Raw genomic sequence first — 15,582 nt, 5'->3', positions numbered from 1 at the left:
CGCCCCGGGCGGATGCGGCCGCCCGGGAATCCCCCGCGTCGCACATGCCGCCTGTGCCGGTCTCGCCCGGTTATCAGAACGTCCGCGACCACAGCGCCAGGTTGGCCATGGGCCACGACAGGCGCCAGAGATCCCGCCCGCGCGCGATCACCGTCTCGATCGCTGCCTCGGTGAACAGCTCGCGAACCAGCCCGCTCTCCCGGAGCACACTCGCGCCATCGCCGCCCACCCAGGCGCCCACCCACGCCTGGAACGGCAGCGGGAAGCTCGCCTTCGCCCGTTGCAGCACCTCGGGCGGCACGCCATCGGCGAACGCCCGGCGCAGCGCCACCTTCGTGCCGGCCGTGCCCGGCGTCCGCTCGTCGAACTTCTCGTCCATCGGCAGCGCGTCCGCCAGCGACGCGACCTCGACATCCGCGAACGGCGTGCGTCCTTCGACGCCCGCCAGCATCGTCGCCGTGTCGAGCCGCCCCAACAGCCCCGCGAGGTTCACCCGCCGCAGAAACCGCAGGTGCGGGTCCAGCGGATGCGCCCCTCGGTCCGCCGCGCCGCGCGCCTCGGCGGCGCACGCATCAAACGTCTCGACATACCAGCGCTGCAGCTCGGCGTCGCCCTCGATCCCGCGCCACACCTCGTCGCGCAGCACGCCCGGCTTCGCGGAAGGCGGCACCCACGCCGCATCCAGCAACTGGAACGCGCCCCCGTTCGCCGGCGGGTCACCACCGCCGCTCCACGCGCCGCGCTCGAACGCCGCCGCGGCCCGCATCGGCGCCTCGTACCCGCCGAACAACTCGTCCGCACCCTCGCCCGTCAACGCCACCACGTGCCCGTCCGCCCGCAGTCGCGTCGCGACGCGCTCGATCGCCACCTCGTTCGGCGTCGACAGCGGCACGCCGAGCCGCGCCACCATCCGCGCCCAGGTGCCCACGAAATCGTCGCGCTCGATGATCGCCTCCGCGTGACGCGTGCCGAGCGAGGCCGCCGCTCGCCGCGCGAACACCAGATCCTCGCCGTCCGCGGCTCCCGCGCAGTACGTCCGCACCCGCGGGCAGACGCGCCGCGTGATGCCCGTGATGATCGTGCTGTCCAGCCCGCCGCTCAGCAGCGTGCACGTCGGCACGTCGGCGCGCAGGTGGGCCGACACCGAGGCCTCGATCACCTCGCGCACGCGAGCCCGCGCATCCTCGCCCGTCCCGCGAAACACCGGCACGCCCCGGCGCTCGATCGCCCGCATCCGCACGCGCCCCGCGCCGGCCTCGACCCACGCCGCCCCGCCGGGCTCGAGCGTGCGCACGCCCTCGTACAACGTGCGTTCGCCCAGCGTGGTGCGGATCGTCGTGAGATACGCGCTCGCCGCGACGATGTCCGCCCGCTTCACGACGCCGGGCAGTTCCAGCAGCGCCGCGATCTCGCTGGCGAACGCCACGTGCTCGACCCCGCCCCGCGTGAGCCGCGTCCAGAACAGGGGCTTGATCCCCAGCGGATCGCGCGCCAGCAGCACGCGCCGCCCGCCCGCCTCGACAAACGCCAGCGCGTACATCCCGCGCAGCCGATCGAGCCCATCCTCGCCCCACGTCATCAACGCCGCCAGCACCGTCTCGCTGTCGGCCTGCGAACGGAACGTCCACCCCGCGCGGCTCAACTCCTCACGCAGGGCCGCGTCGTTGTACAACTCGCCGTTGTACACCAGCACGCCCGGGCACCCGGCGTCAGCCGCCGCCGCGCGTGCGAGCATCGGCTGCGCGCCGGCCTCGCTCGGGTCGATCACCGCGAGGCGCCGATGCGCCAGCACGACGTGCCCGCCGTCCCACACCCCCGCGCCGTCGGGCCCGCGATGCGCCATCCGGTCGCGGCATCGCACGACCTCGCTCGGCGTCACCGCCACGCGCTGCCCGACCGACGTCACGATGCCCAGAATGCCGCACACGCCGAGATCATCGGACCGCCGGACGGTGTCTCATCACCCGCGAACCGCGTCGCCGCATGACCGCGTGGCCGCAGCCCCCATCCCCATTTGGCAATTTGGCCATTTGACCATTTGGCCATTTTCCTCACACCCACACCTGCACGATCAAGTGCGGCTCTTTCCCCAGCTTCCCCGTCCACTCGCCCACCTTCGACGACGTGAACTTCACCTCGTACTGCGGGTGCGCGTCCAGCCACTCGTTGATCTGCTGGTCCAGGTACCCGATCGCGTCGTCCGACAGCTTGCAGTGGAACGTCCGCACGTGGATCGCCCCGTGCCCGCTGATCGTCGGCGTGCGCTTCCACGTGTCCTCGTGCCGCTTCGACCCGATCTTCGACTCGAACGCCTGGATCTTCGGCGGCGGCGGCTCCGCCGGCAGCCCCGGCGTCCCCTCAGGATGCAGCCGAATCGTCCGACCCTCCGCGATGTGACTCATGGCGACAAGCCTCCCGCTTCGCCCCCCCTCCTCACACGCCGCGACCGCGGCACGCGCCGTCAGCCTACCAAGCCGACCCCGGGAGTACCACTGCATCCATGCGACCCCCATCGCCACGTCCTCGGCGCGGCCCATTTGCCATCGGACGCTGATACTCAGTCCTCGGGCTCGGCCTCGGCCGCGCGTTTGCGTCCCTTGACCGGCGCAGTCAGCGGCGTGATGAGCTTCTGGTACAGGTCGAAGAGATACTCCACCCGCTGGCGTTCGCTCGTGAAGGGTTGGGCGCGATAGCACTTGTCGACGGCTCTGTCGAGGTCCTTGTGGGCATCACGCAGAGACTTGGGCATCGCGAGCGGGTCGTAGAGGTCGGCGAGCGTCTGGCCCTTGAACGTGTCGCGGACGGCGAGCACATGCTCGGCGGCGGCGCTGACGGCGGCCTGCTGCTTGGGTGTGGCATCTTGGGGCCAGGGGAAGTTGTTGTAGACCAGCTTGTTGGAGTAGCGGAAGTCGGACTTGAGCCGCCCGCAGACTTGGCGGACCCAGGCCATGTGCATCTCGCTGGTCAGGACGCCGAAGTGGTAGGGCGTGGTTCCAGTGAGTACGAAGAGAAGGTCGCTGGCGATATCCGAGGGCTCCATGAGCCCCATCGGAATGTACGTGCGGCGCTCCGAGGACACTTTGGGGATCACCAAGAACCGCCGTTTGGGCATGTTCTCGACGTGGAAGCGTGTCGGGTTCTTGGCGAGGTCGCGAGTCGGCTTGCTCTTGCTGGCAAGGCGAAACTTCTTCACGTTTTCGATCCGCTGCATGACGCTGGGCATGGCGCGCAGCTCGTCGGGGTCCGCGTCGCCAATCCATAGGCACCAGCGGTGCCCACCGTTGATGAACTCTTCCGATCCGTACCACGGGTGGAAGTACTTCTTGGCCCCTGGCTCAACTTTCACGAAGGCTTTCATTTCTTCCGTCGTGAATAAGTAGTTGCTGTCGTCGATGGGCTTGTTGCCGATGCCGATGTCTGGCGACTCGCACAGGGGCGATGAGCGATTCGTGATGGCGACATCCGGTCCGGGGACCAAGTACGGACTGATGTTGGCGGCCGCGACAGGAATCGGGTCGGCGTCGCTGTCGGGGTAGTCGTAGATGATCTTGCCCGGCCTGTCGAATGCGCCGAAGCCGATGATGACTACGTGCACGTGGGCCTTCCCGCGTGCTTCGCTCATCCACTGGAAGGTGCGGTGGGCGAAGTGAATCTTGATGCCGCGACTGAACAATTCCGGCCAGAGGACGCCGACCTGTTCCCCCTGCGTGATCGAGTTCGTCGAGACGAAGCCGCAACGGATTTGTGTGCCGCGGATGTACGTCGAGGCGACGACGTACCAGCCGCAGACGAAGTCGAGGAGGCCCTCGTTCTTGATGCCTTTGCAGACGTGCTCCATATCGGCACGTTGGGCATCGCTTTGGTACTTCGCGCCCACGAATGGCGGATTTCCCAGCACGTAGCTGCACTTGCTCGCGGGCAGCACCGTGTTCCAATCGGTTTGCAGCGCGTTGGCGTGGGCAATCTTCGCGCTCTTCTTGAGGGGCAAGCGCCGCACCGGCTGCCCGAAGGCTTCGCCGACCTTCTGGTTCATCTGGTGGTCGATGAGCCACATCGCCACCTCGGCGATGCGCGCGGGCCACTCCTCGATCTCGATCCCGTGCATCTGGTCCACATCCACCTTGAGCAGCGAATCCAGCAGCAGGCGGGCGGAGTCCACCTTGCCGCCGGAGAGGAGCATCAGGGCTTCGAGTTCCAAGAGCCGCAGTTCCCGGTAGGTGACCACAAGGAAGTTGCCGCAGCCGCAGGCCGGGTCGAGGAAGCGCAGCGAGGCCAGCTTGTCCTGGAAGGCCTGGAGTTTCTTCTTGTCCTTGCCGCACGCGGCGAGCTCGGCTTTGAGGTCATCGAGGAACAGGCTGCGCACCAGCTTCATGATGTCCCGCTCGCTGGTGTAGTGGGCCCCGATCTGGCGGCGTTTCCTCGCGCCGCTCTCGCCCGCCATAATGGACTGGAAGAGCGAGCCGAAGACGGCGGGGCTGATGCGGGACCAGTTGAACTCGCAGCACTCCAGCAGCGCGGCCCGCATGGCGGCATCGAACTCGGCGAAGCCCAGGTCCTCGCGGAAGAGCTCGCCGTTCACGTACGGCAGTTCACGCAGTTCTTCGGGGAGTTTGGCGGGGCGGTCCCCCTTCTCCTGATCGAGCACCTTGAAGAAGCGGGCCAGCAGCGGGCCCAGGTCGCTCCCATCTTCGCGGGAGCCTTTGACAAGCGCCTTGAACTCTTCGTTCTCGAATATGGCCGTGTCGTCGGCGAAGAGGCAGAAGAGGACGCGCACGAGGAAGCGTTCGAGTTGATGGCCCGAATAGCCGCCCTTTTCCAGCGCATCGTGCAGCTTGCCGAGGACTTCGACCGCCTCGATGTTGATGGGGTCTTCGGGATCAACGGGTTTGGTGGTGTAGCCCGACAGGAAGCCAAGGTGCTTGATGTTGTCGTGCAGATTGGCGGTCTTGAACGACGCCACCGGCACCGATGAGTCTTTGCTGTCCAGGTCGTACACAACGATGGTCTGGAAGTCACTGACGACGATGAACTGCGGCAGGTCGGCGTCCCGCCCTTCGCGCTGCAGCGACTGCACGTAATCGAACGCCTGGCTTGCGGCCTTGGAGAGGTCTTCTCCCTTGCTCTTGTGCTCGCCCAGCATGACGCCTGCGTAGAAGACGTCGATGCGGTCGTAGGCCCCTTTGAGGTTTTTGACCTTTTCCTCGAAACTGGCGACGGCGCGGCGGCGGATGCCGAAGACATCGAAGAGATCGGTCCAGAAGGATTGGGCTTCGGCGCGTTCGCTCGCGACGTTCGTCCACTCGGCCGCGAACTTCATCGCTCGAGCGCGGATCTCAGACAGCGATAGACGCATGGATGTTGAGTGTACCGATCACTGGAAGACCCGCTTGCTTCCCACCGGCCGCACGAGTCTACGCGAACTCCGCCTCAAACACCCACTCCACTCCCTCCCGCCTCCCACGCAGCCGCACGGCTCCCGCACCCCAGTCCGCGACGATCTCCACGGTCGCGAGCCCGTCGTCGCCGGTGAGCGAGACCCGCGTGGCCTCGCCGCGGGCGACCCGCGTGACGGTGCCGCGCCCGCCCCCGATGTCGCCCTCGAACTCCAGGTACGCGCGGCGGTGGTCGGGCAGGCGTTCCGCGCGGAATGTGCGCATCTCTGACGTCGCGTCGCTCCGCGCCAGGTCGATCCGCGCCGAGACCCTGAAGGTCAGCAGCCGCTCGGCGCCCGGCGTCGCCTCGATCATCCAGTCGTAGTGCGACGATCCATCGGGCAGGTCGTGCCGCAGCAGCACCATGCGTCCCATCGGCCGCACCCCTTCGCCGGTCCGGCGGCCCGGGAATCCAGCCCGGCCTGCGGGAGAACTGCCCGCCGGCCATTCACGCTGCCGCGTCCCGTCGCACGATAGCATCATCCCCGCGTCCGCCCGCGAGGGACGCCCGGAGACCGCTCGATGCCGATTCCTCGTTTCACCGCCTGTTCCGGCCGCTCCGCGCGGCTCGCCGCGCTCGCCGTGTGCCTGCCGCTCGCCGGGCTCCTGGCGCTGGGCGGCTGCGCGAAAGGTCGCCCGCTGCACAAGGTGCTCGCCGACGCCGACGACAACTTCGGGCGGCAGAACTACGCCGAGGCGGTGCCCGACTACGCGACGTATGTCGATCGTCGCCCCGAGGCGGTCGAGGCCCGGTACCGCTACGGCGTGGCGCTGATCCGTTCCGGCCAGCCTCGCGAGGCCATCGAGCAACTCACCATTTGCACCGACGTCTTCCCGCTGCGCGACGACTACACCGACGCGCTGGCCGAGGCGATGTACCAGGCGGGCGAGCGCGAGGCGCTGCAGGTGCTGCTGGCGCGGGCCACGACCGAGCGCGGGCGCGTGTTCGATTTCCTCCGCCAGGCCCGCTACGCCACGCGCCTGGGCAACCTCGACGAGGCCCGCCAAGCGCTGCTGACGGCGTCGAAGCTCGACCAGGGCCGCTCGTGGCAGGTGCAGCGCGAGATCGCCGACTTCTACGGCGCGATCAACGATCGCCCGCGGCAGGTGCGGCGGCTGCGGATGGCGTACTTCCTGAACCCCGATAACCCGGAGATCATCGAGGAGGCCCGCCGCCTGGGCGAGGTTCCCGGACCGACCTTCGGGATCCCGCCAGAGGAACTTCGGGAGTTGAGCACCGGAGCGCGATAATCCGCCAGGGCGCTTGACAAGCGTGGGGGGCGTTCTACGCTTCATCCGGATACACGGATGAAAGCCCGCCGCGAATCATCTCTGCTTGACCGGCTCGCCTCGCTCAGCGAGGTTGCGCGGCTGCGTCTGCTGCGCCTTGTGGAGATGCAGGAGCTGTCGGTGGGCGAGATCGCCCAGGTGCTGCAGCTCCCGCAATCGACGGTGAGCCGGCACCTCAAGACCCTGGCCGACGCGGGCTGGCTGGTGCGGCGGCAGGAGGGCACGGCGAGCTACTTCAGCCTCGTGCCCGACGAGTTGTCGCCCGAGGCGCGCACGCTGTGGTCGGCGGTGCGCGATCAGATCGGGGGCGATGCCGATCTGGCCGACGATCTCCGCCGCCTCAAGGGCGTGCTGGCCGAGCGGCGAACGGACAGTCAGGCGTTTTTCGGGCGTCACGCGGGCGAGTGGGACACGCTGCGGGCCGAGCTCTTCGGCGGGCGGTTCACGAGCGTGGCGCTGCTGAGCCTCATCCACCGCGACTGGGTCATCGCCGACCTGGGCTGCGGGACGGGGAACGCGTCGGAGTTTCTCGCGCCGTTCGTGGAGCGCGTGTACGCGGTGGATCTGTCGGGCCCGATGCTGGACGCGGCCCGCAAGCGTCTTGATCACGTGGCGAACGTGGACTTTGTCGAGGCGGGGCTCGAGCAAACCGGGCTGCCCGACGCGTGCGTCGACGCCGCGGTCTGCGTGCTGGTGCTGCACCACATCGATCACCCGGACCAGGCGCTGGCGGAGATCCGGCGGATCCTGCGTCGGGAGCGATCGGGCGGGAAGGTGCTCATCGTGGACATGATCGAGCACGAGCGTGAGGAATACCGCCGCCTGATGGGGCACAAGAAGCTGGGATTCTCGCGCGAGGAGATCCTGGGGCTGATGCAGGCGGCGGGGTTCGCCGATTGCGTGTACCACGAACTCCCGGGCGATCCGGGCGCCAAGGGTCCCGGGTTGTTCGCCGCCACGGGACGAGTGAAGTAGGCAGGGAATCCGAAGCGCACGACAGACGAAGCACCGGAGAGATCCGGTCGGACGAATCACCCATCGAACCGCGGCGTGCGACGCCGCAACGGAGACACGAATGACCACCGCAGCCGCCAAGCCCGTGACGCCCTCCACCGTTCGCACCGACGCGCCCGACTTCAAGGTGCGCGACCTGTCGCTCGCCACGCTCGGGCGCCACGAGATCCGCCTTGCCGAGCACGAGATGCCCGGGCTGATGGCGCTCCGCGAGAAGTACGGCCCGGGCAAGCCCCTCGCGGGCGCCCGCATCGCCGGCTCGCTGCACATGACCGTGCAGACGGCGGTGCTGATCGAGACGCTCGTCGAGCTCGGCGCGGACGTGCGCTGGGCGTCGTGCAACATCTTCAGCACGCAGGACTCCGCCGCCGCCGCGGTCGCGGTGGGGCGGCACGGCACTCCCGAGGCCCCGCGCGGGACGCCCGTCTTCGCCTGGAAGGGCGAGACGCTGGACGAGTACTGGTGGTGCACCGACCAGATCTTCAACTTCGCCGGCGGGCAGGGGCCCAACATGCTCCTCGACGACGGGGGCGACGCCACGCTGCTCGTGCACAAGGGCTTTGAGTTCGAGGGCGCCGGCAAGGTGCCCGCGTTCGACGAGGCCAACGACCCCGAGGAGTGGGGCGTGATCCTCAAACTCCTCCGCCAGGACCAGGCGAACAAGCCCGGGCGCTGGACGCGCGTCATCCAGGGCATCAAGGGCGTGTCGGAAGAGACCACCACCGGCGTGCACCGCCTCTACGACATGCAGAAGAGCGGGAAGCTCATGTTCCCCGCGATCAACGTGAACGACAGCGCCACCAAGAGCAAGTTCGACAACCTCTACGGCTGCCGGCACTCGCTGGTCGACGGGCTCAACCGCGCGACCGACGTGATGCTGAGCGGAAAGGTCGCGGTCGTGCTGGGCTACGGCGACGTGGGCAAGGGCTGCTGCCAGGCGCTCAAGGGCCAGGGCGCCCGCGTGGTGGTGACGGAGATCGACCCGATCTGCGCGCTCCAGGCCGCCATGGAGGGGTACCAGGTCGTGACGCTCGAGGACGTGCTGGGCACGGCGGACATCTTCATCACCGCCACGGGCAACAGAAACGTGATCACCGTCGACCACATGCGCGCGATGAAGGACAAGGCGATCGTCGCGAACATCGGGCACTTCGACAACGAGATCGACATGGCCGGGCTGGCGAAGCACCCGGGCGTGAAGCGCGTGAACATCAAGCCCCAGTACGACGAGTTCGTCTTCCCCGCCGCCGGAGCGGGCGGGCGCGAGAAGTCGATCCTCATCCTCGCCGAGGGCCGCCTGATGAACCTGGGCTGCGCCACCGGGCACCCCTCGTTCGTGATGTCCGCGTCGTTCACGAACCAGGTCGTCGCGCAGATGGACCTGTGGGCGAACGCGCAGGGCAAGCCGACGATGGCCGGCATCAAGTACGAGACGGGCAAGGTCTACACGCTGCCCAAGAAGCTCGACGAGATGGTCGCCCGCCTGCACCTCGAGAAGCTCGGCGTGCGCCTCACCACGCTCCGCGACGACCAGGCGTCGTACCTCGGCGTGCCGAAGGACGGCCCGTACAAGCCCGACCACTACCGCTATTGAGCGGACCCCACGGTCCGCAGTTGACTCACCACGCCGCAGGCGGGTGCTCTTCAGGGAGCACTCGCCTTCTGTGGCGCGCCGAGCACGACCGCCTCGCCCGCGAGCCCGGGGCCGAACGCCATGCCGACCCAGGGCGTGGCGGCGTCGCGCGCCCAGAGGTCGCGCAAGATGAACAGCACCGTCGCGGACGACATGTTCCCGTGGCTGCGGAGCACCTTGCGTGAGGGCTCGACCTGATCGTCGCGGAGCCCGAGCGATTCTCGCAGCACGTCGACGATGCGCGGGCCGCCCGGGTGGATCGCCCACCCGCCGACGTCCGCGCGGGCGAGGCCTCGGTCGCGCAGCACGCCGTCGATCCAGGCGGGGACGTGGGTCGCGAGCACGTCGGGCACCTTGGGCGACAGCCGCATCCGAAAGCCGTGGTCGCCGATGTCCCAGCGCATGAGGGTGTGTGAATCCGGGATGAGCACGCTGGCGGTCGAACAGATGTGCGGGCATCCCGGCGCGGGGCGCCCGGTGAGGATTGCGGCCGCGGCGCCGTCGGCGAAGAGCGTGTTGGCGAGGACATGATCGGGCTCATCGTCGAACGAGAAGTGCAGCCCGCAGACCTCGACCGCGCACACGAGCACGACGGCGTCGGGGTCGGCGTGCGTGAACGCGGCGCCCACGGCCAGGGCGTTGATCGCGCCGTGGCACCCCATGAACCCGACGATCGTGCGTCGCGCGTCGCGCGGAATGCCGAGCCCGCGCATCAGCGCCTGGTCGATCCCCGGCGCGCCGAACCCGGTGCACGACGCGACCACGACGTGCGTGACGGACGAGGCGTCGACGCCCGCACGCCGCAGCGCGTCGCGGCACGCCGGCTCGGCCATGCCCAGGCTCGCCCCGCGGTAGGCCTCCATGCGCTCGCCCGTGGTCGGCGGGCGCCCCGCGCGGTAGAACGACTGCCCGCCCGTGCCGTCGGCGATCGTCAGCCCGCGACGGTCGATCCCCGTTCGGTCGGCCAGGGCGCGCAGCATCCGCGCGCGGCGCTCGTCGGCGCCGGAGATCTCGCCCGCCAGTCGCGCGGCCTCGGCGCGCGTGAGCGCGTGCTCGGGCACGCACGTCCCGATCGCTCGCAGGGTGGCCGTCACCCGCGCGTCCCCGCGAGCGCGCCCATGAACACCGGTCGCGACATACGCCGCGCGATCGCGTTGACGATCCCCGGCGCCACGGCGCCCGCGGCGTGCACGACGCCGGCCAGGACCGGCGCGCTGCGCACGCCCAATGACACCACCCGGCAGCGAAGGCGCGCAGGGGCGAGCAGGCGGCGCAGGTGCGAGGTCCACGCGCCCGCCGGGGCGCGGGCGTGCAGCATCTCGAGCGCCACGGGCACGCACGCCGCCCCGCACCGCAGCGCCCAGGTCATGCCCTCGCCGGTGAAGGGCTCGACGTAGCCCGCGGCGTCGCCGACCAGGAGCAGCCGGTCGCCCTCGACGCGCCGGCGCATGCGGGTGAGCGCGGGCGTGCCGGCGAGCGTCAGGCGTTCGAACGGCGCGGGGTCCACGCCGCACGACGCGGCGATGGCGCCGAGCGCCCCGGCGGGCCCGCGGGCGCGGATCGTGGCGGGGTTGACCGCCGCCGCGACCGATGCGCGCCCGTCGCGCAGCGGCGCGATGCCGACGTAGCCCGCGCGGGCGCACAGCATGGTGATCGCGCCGTCCCGCACGGGAAGGCCGTCCGCTGGCGCGATCGCGCCCAGCCCCACGCGTGGCCCGCGCGCGACGCGCCACGCGAATCGGGGGTCGTGCGAAAGGGATGACCCCGCCAGCCCGTCGGCCGCGATCACCACGCCGCCTCGCAGGGCATGCACGCCGGCGCCGTCGTCGGCCTCGACGACGCCCGTCGCGATGCAGCGCGCCCGCGCGACGACGAACGTCGCGCCCGCGCGCACCGCCGCGCCGGCCACGCACGCGTCCAGGTCCGCGCGAGGGATCGACACGAAGGGCGTCACCGTCGCGCGCAGCGAGCGGCCTCGCACGCGCAGCGCGAACTCGCCGAGCGTGGGATGGTCGCGCAGCGCGTCCGGCCCGCACGCCTCACGCACCAGCGCGGCGCCGGCGTCGGACAGGCACCCGCCGCAGACCTTGCGCCGGGGCAGCGGATCGCGGTTGATGAGCAGCGTGCGCGCGCCCGCGCGGGCCAGGTGCACCGCCGCGAGCGCGCCCGCCGGGCCAGCGCCGATGACAATCGCGTCCCACCGTTGCATGGCGGCGTGCTCGAGCGGCGTGGCCTCGACCGACGTGGGCACGGCGGGCGACATCGAGGGGGCGAGGGTCATGACGGGCGGTTCCACTCCAGTTGCATTCGCTGCGGCCAGACATGGCGGATGCGATGCCCCCGCATTCCCGCCTCGTCCGCCATCGCGCCCAGTTCGCGCGACGTGAACGCCCCGCGCACCGATCGCACGGCGTCGATGTGCACCACCCGCGAGCGCGTGCCGACGCGCGACGCCGCCCACGCCAACGCCAGCCCGAGCCGCGTGCGGCGCAGGTCGTTCACGAGCACCCGCGCGCCGCTGCGAGCAAGCGCTCGCAGCACACGGACGACGTCCGCCTCGTCGACATGGTGCAGGAACAGGTTGCACGTCGCCAGGTGAAAGCCCTCCGGCAGTTCACCCCGGATTGCGTCGGCCTCATGGAATGTGAGTGAAACCCCGACGTCCTGCGCGCGCCGCGACGCGTGCGAGAGCGCTACGGGCGAGATGTCGCACGCGTGCGCGTCGAGCGCGATGCCCCGCCGGGCGCACCACGCCCCGACTGCGACGGGGATGTCGCCCGCGCCGGTCGCCACGTCGAGCCATCGCACGGGCCGGTGGCGGGCGGCGAGCTCGAGGAGGTGCGGGCGGATCGACGAGGCCACGCCCGAAACAGCGTTCAGACGTGAGAGGGCCCGCAGCGCCCGGCGGTGTTCGGCAGGGTCGATGCCCGGATCGTCCATCAGTTCCGGGCGCCGGTCGCGGGTACGCACGGCGCACTGTATGGGAACGCGTGGGCCGGGCCCGCCGGTGTTACTTCCCGCCGCTCGCCGCCGAGCCAGCCTCGATCTCCGAGAAGTTCACGCGGTACGCGATCTCGACCTGCCCGGTGCTGCTGTTAAAGACGCGGAAGAGCACGTGCGCCGGCTCGTAGTCGTCGGCGTCCCAGCGGATGTCGATCATCGCGTCGCTGTGCAGCGCCGTCGCGCAGGGCGAGACGCGGAACGGGTTGAACTCGGGCTTCTCGGTCTGGTTGATCCCCGCGAACTGCAGCTCGATCGCGTCGTACCCGAACGAGCCGCGCCGGCGGCAGACTTCCGCGTAGTGCTGGTCGCCCGTGACGAGCAGCACCCGCTGCGCCCGCTTCTCGCGCACGAGCGCGAACAGTCGGTCCCGGGCCGCGGGGTACTCGTCCCACGTCTCCGAGCCGGCTTCCTTGGGCAGCAGCACCTGCGACCCCGTCACCAGCAGGCGCAGGTCCGCCGGCTCCGCGAGGCGCTCGCCCAGCCACGCCCACTGCGCCTCGCCCAGCATGTCCGCGCTCGGGCCCGGCTCGTCGCGATGCCAGCGGCAGTCGAGCAGGATCACCTGCAGCCGCTTGCCCGACGTCTCGATCACCCGCGACCACCAGATGCCCGTCTGCGTGCTCGGGATCTCCTTCTCGAGACCCCAGAACCGCACGAACATCTCGCGGCTCTCGTTCTTGAGCGTGTAGTGCTTCGTCTCGTTGTTGTCGCCGTAGTCGTGGTCGTCCCACGTCACCATCGCCGGGGCGATCGCCCGCAGGCGCTGAAAGTCCGGGTTCGCGCCGAGCTGGTCGTAGCAGCGCTGGATGATGCCCGGGTCGTCCTTCGCGTCGGCGTAGATGTTGTCGCCCACCCACAGCGCCAGATCCGGGCGATGCTCGACGTAGCGCGCCAGCCCCGGCGCGGGCTTGTTCTGACGCAGGCACCCGAGCACCGACACGCGGAAATCGCGCGGGTCCTTCGCGGGCACCGGCAGCGTGCGCGCGGGCTGCGCCTGCCCGGCGACGCTCGGGCCCGGCGGGGCGTTCTGCGCCGCCGCGGCTCCCGTGACGCACGCGCCCGCCGCGACGGCGGCCCGCCACATCCGTGCCGTGCGCATCGTGCGCGGTCGGCTCATCGCGCGTGCTCCGACGCCAGGCCGGCGGCCTCGTCGAGGTACGGCGCGAAGTGCTCGATCGGGGGCGTCTCGAGCGCCGGGTCCTTCGCCTGGTCGTCCCACCGGCGCAGGCGCACGGCACGATCGCGGTGCGGGTGCGACTCGAACGCCGCCAGTTCATTCCCCTTCATCGGCCCGCCCTGCAGCATCAGGCTCTGGCGCGACGGCTCGCTCAGCAGCTCCAGATACCCGCGCTCCGCGGCGCACAGGTACCGCTTCGCGTCCACGTGCAGCCGGACCGGCTCCACCACGCGATCCGAGAAGTGCTTGTCCAGCCAGCGCTCGCCCAGCACCTCGTGCCGGTCGTCGATCCCCTGGTCGGGCGCGTCGTCGGGCAGGTCGTGCAGCAGGTGCCCGACGTCGTGCAGCAACGCCGCCGAGATCAACTCCGCGTCGGCGCCCTCCTTCTCCGCGAGCCAGGCGGCCTGCAGGCCGTGCTGCAACTGCGTGACCGCCTCGTGCCCGTACTGCGACGAGCCCCGCGAGCGGAACATCTCGATGATCTGTGCGGTGATGGGGTGCATGGCGCTCCTTTCGCCCCGGGCGATCCCGGGCGACGACAAGCCCACACGCTAGCAGAGGGCGCGGGGCCCCGCGCGCCGCGGGCGTGTTGAGATTTCGTCAAACCTGCCCGCACCCGCGCACGCGAGGGCCAACGCTGGCACACTACCTCCCCCATGACCAAGGACACCACGCCGCAGGGAACGCCCGGGGAAACCTGGCCCACGCTCCAGCCATCGCACACGCCCCCGAACGGCGCGACGCCCGCGCCCCGGTCCGTGTCGCGCGACGCGTTCTGGGCGACGTGGTCGATCCTCGCGGCGTTCGTCACCTACTTCGCGATGTACGGCTTCCGCAAGCCGTTCACCGCCGCCTCGTTCGACGAGGAGTTCTTCGGCTACGGGTTCAAGATCATCGTCGTCGTGGCGCAGGTGCTGGGCTACACGCTGTCGAAGTTCATCGGCATCAAGGTCATCGCCGAGATGCCCCCGGCGCGACGGGCGATCGCCATCATCGTGCTCATCGGCATCGCGCAGGGGGCGCTCGTGCTGTTCGGCGTCGTGCCGCGTCCGTGGAACGCGGCCTGCCTGTTCCTCAACGGCCTGCCGCTGGGCATGGTCTTCGGGCTTGTGCTCGGGTTCCTGGAAGGCCGCCGCCTGACGGAACTGCTCACCGCCGGGTTGTGCGCGAGTTTTATCCTGGCCGACGGCGTGACGAAATCGCTCGGGTCGTGGCTGCTCAAGTCGGGCGTGGCGGAGGATTGGATGCCCGCGCTCGCGGGGCTGATCTCGGCGCCGGCGCTGGCGGTGGGGGTGGTGATGCTCCGCCGGATCCCCCGGCCGACCGAGGCCGACGAGGCCGCCCGCTCCGCGCGAACGGTGATGACGAAGCACGAACGCCGGGCGCTGTTCATGCGGTACGCGGTGGCGATCGTCCCGCTGGTGGCGATGTACCTGGCGCTCACGGTGCTGCGCAGCATGCGCGCGGACTTCATGCCCGAACTGTGGAAGGCGCTGGGCGTGGAGAGCACGCCGGGCGTCTTTACCCGCACCGAGATGCTCGTGGCGGCGGTCGTCCTCGTGCTGAACGGGGCGATCGTGGTGATGAAGGACAACCGCCTGGCGTTCTTCACCTCCCTGGGCATGTGCCTGGTCGGGTTCGCCGTGCTGGGGGCGCTGTTCCTGGCCCATCGTGCCGGGGCGATCGGCGCGTACTGGTACATGGTGCTCATGGGGCTGGGGCTGTACTTGCCGTACGTCGCGATGCACACGACGGTCTTCGAGCGCATGCTCGCCATGACCCGCGAGAAGGGCAACCTGGGGTTCCTCATGTACCTCGCCGACGCCTTCGGCTACCTGGGCTACGTGCTCGTGCTGCTCGGCAAGAACCTGGTGAACCGCGGGAGCAACGTGCTCGAGTTCTTCACCTCCGCGAGCGTCGTGATGCTCTCGGTGTGCGTGGTCGGCGTGGTGGTGGCGTGGGCGTTCTTCCTGCGCCGGCGCGCCGGCGATGCAACCGCCCTGGCGGAGGCGTCCGCGGCCCGCTCCGTATGA

The 15,582-nt window shown here is 70.1% G+C and carries 13 protein-coding genes; 4 read left to right on the top strand and 9 right to left on the bottom strand.

The window, feature by feature from the left end; genetic code table 11:
• Positions 1 to 73 precede the first annotated feature (73 nt).
• The 4 genes from asnB to SFY69_11610 form a co-directional block, all read right to left on the bottom strand.
• Positions 74 to 1,927 carry an asparagine synthase (glutamine-hydrolyzing) gene (gene asnB, locus SFY69_11625; protein MDX2132689.1) on the bottom strand — a complete coding sequence of 618 codons (1,854 nt, stop codon included), beginning with the start codon at positions 1,925 to 1,927 and terminating at the stop codon, positions 74 to 76.
• A 124-nt stretch (positions 1,928 to 2,051) separates the two neighbouring features.
• On the bottom strand, positions 2,052 to 2,402 hold the full coding sequence (locus tag SFY69_11620) for a hypothetical protein (protein MDX2132688.1): 351 nt from the start codon (positions 2,400 to 2,402) through the stop codon (positions 2,052 to 2,054).
• Positions 2,403 to 2,557: 155 nt separating this feature from the next.
• A complete protein-coding gene (locus tag SFY69_11615) occupies positions 2,558 to 5,353 on the bottom strand; it encodes a DNA methyltransferase (protein ID MDX2132687.1) in 2,796 nt (931 codons plus the stop codon).
• 58 nt (positions 5,354 to 5,411) lie between these two features.
• The gene (locus SFY69_11610) at positions 5,412 to 5,807 is read right to left on the bottom strand and encodes a hypothetical protein (protein ID MDX2132686.1); all 396 of its coding nucleotides are present in this window, start codon (positions 5,805 to 5,807) and stop codon (positions 5,412 to 5,414) included.
• Positions 5,808 to 5,954: 147 nt separating this feature from the next.
• Here SFY69_11610 and SFY69_11605 point away from each other — a divergent pair, with 147 nt between their 5' ends.
• The 3 genes from SFY69_11605 (at position 5,955) to ahcY (ending at position 9,330) form a co-directional block, all read left to right on the top strand.
• Positions 5,955 to 6,683: a tetratricopeptide repeat protein gene (locus SFY69_11605; protein ID MDX2132685.1), complete on the top strand. Its 729-nt coding sequence runs from the start codon at positions 5,955 to 5,957 to the stop codon at positions 6,681 to 6,683.
• Positions 6,684 to 6,740: 57 nt separating this feature from the next.
• Positions 6,741 to 7,697, top strand: a complete 957-nt coding sequence (locus tag SFY69_11600) for a metalloregulator ArsR/SmtB family transcription factor (GenBank protein ID MDX2132684.1) — start codon at positions 6,741 to 6,743, stop codon at positions 7,695 to 7,697.
• Between the two features lie 100 nt (positions 7,698 to 7,797).
• Positions 7,798 to 9,330 (top strand): adenosylhomocysteinase, encoded by a 1,533-nt coding sequence (gene ahcY, locus SFY69_11595; protein MDX2132683.1) that lies wholly within the window; start codon positions 7,798 to 7,800, stop codon positions 9,328 to 9,330.
• A 50-nt stretch (positions 9,331 to 9,380) separates the two neighbouring features.
• Here the strand turns inward: ahcY and SFY69_11590 are convergent, their stop codons facing one another.
• The 5 genes from SFY69_11590 to SFY69_11570 are packed head-to-tail and all read right to left on the bottom strand — an operon-like array spanning position 9,381 to position 14,052.
• Positions 9,381 to 10,463, bottom strand: coding sequence for a type III polyketide synthase (locus tag SFY69_11590; protein ID MDX2132682.1), 1,083 nt, complete (start codon positions 10,461 to 10,463; stop codon positions 9,381 to 9,383).
• Positions 10,460 to 11,650, bottom strand: a complete 1,191-nt coding sequence (locus tag SFY69_11585; protein MDX2132681.1) for an FAD-dependent monooxygenase — start codon at positions 11,648 to 11,650, stop codon at positions 10,460 to 10,462. The genes SFY69_11590 and SFY69_11585 overlap by 4 nt, the downstream gene beginning before the upstream one ends.
• On the bottom strand, positions 11,647 to 12,339 hold the full coding sequence (locus tag SFY69_11580; GenBank protein MDX2132680.1) for a methyltransferase domain-containing protein: 693 nt from the start codon (positions 12,337 to 12,339) through the stop codon (positions 11,647 to 11,649). The genes SFY69_11585 and SFY69_11580 overlap by 4 nt, the downstream gene beginning before the upstream one ends.
• 40 nt (positions 12,340 to 12,379) lie before the next feature.
• Positions 12,380 to 13,489 (bottom strand): alkaline phosphatase D family protein, encoded by a 1,110-nt coding sequence (locus tag SFY69_11575; GenBank protein MDX2132679.1) that lies wholly within the window; start codon positions 13,487 to 13,489, stop codon positions 12,380 to 12,382.
• Positions 13,486 to 14,052, bottom strand: coding sequence for an HD domain-containing protein (locus tag SFY69_11570; GenBank protein MDX2132678.1), 567 nt, complete (start codon positions 14,050 to 14,052; stop codon positions 13,486 to 13,488). Before SFY69_11570 ends, SFY69_11575 begins: the two co-directional genes overlap by 4 nt.
• 153 nt (positions 14,053 to 14,205) lie before the next feature.
• Between SFY69_11570 and SFY69_11565 the strand changes: the two genes are divergently transcribed.
• Positions 14,206 to 15,582: a DUF5690 family protein gene (locus SFY69_11565; protein ID MDX2132677.1), complete on the top strand. Its 1,377-nt coding sequence runs from the start codon at positions 14,206 to 14,208 to the stop codon at positions 15,580 to 15,582.

It is taken from the genome of Planctomycetota bacterium, from assembly GCA_033763975.1.
Lineage (GTDB): Bacteria > Planctomycetota > Phycisphaerae > Phycisphaerales > UBA1924 > RI-211.
The sequence above is the reverse complement of the archived record's forward strand: the minus strand, read 5'-3'. Positions and strand labels throughout refer to the sequence as shown.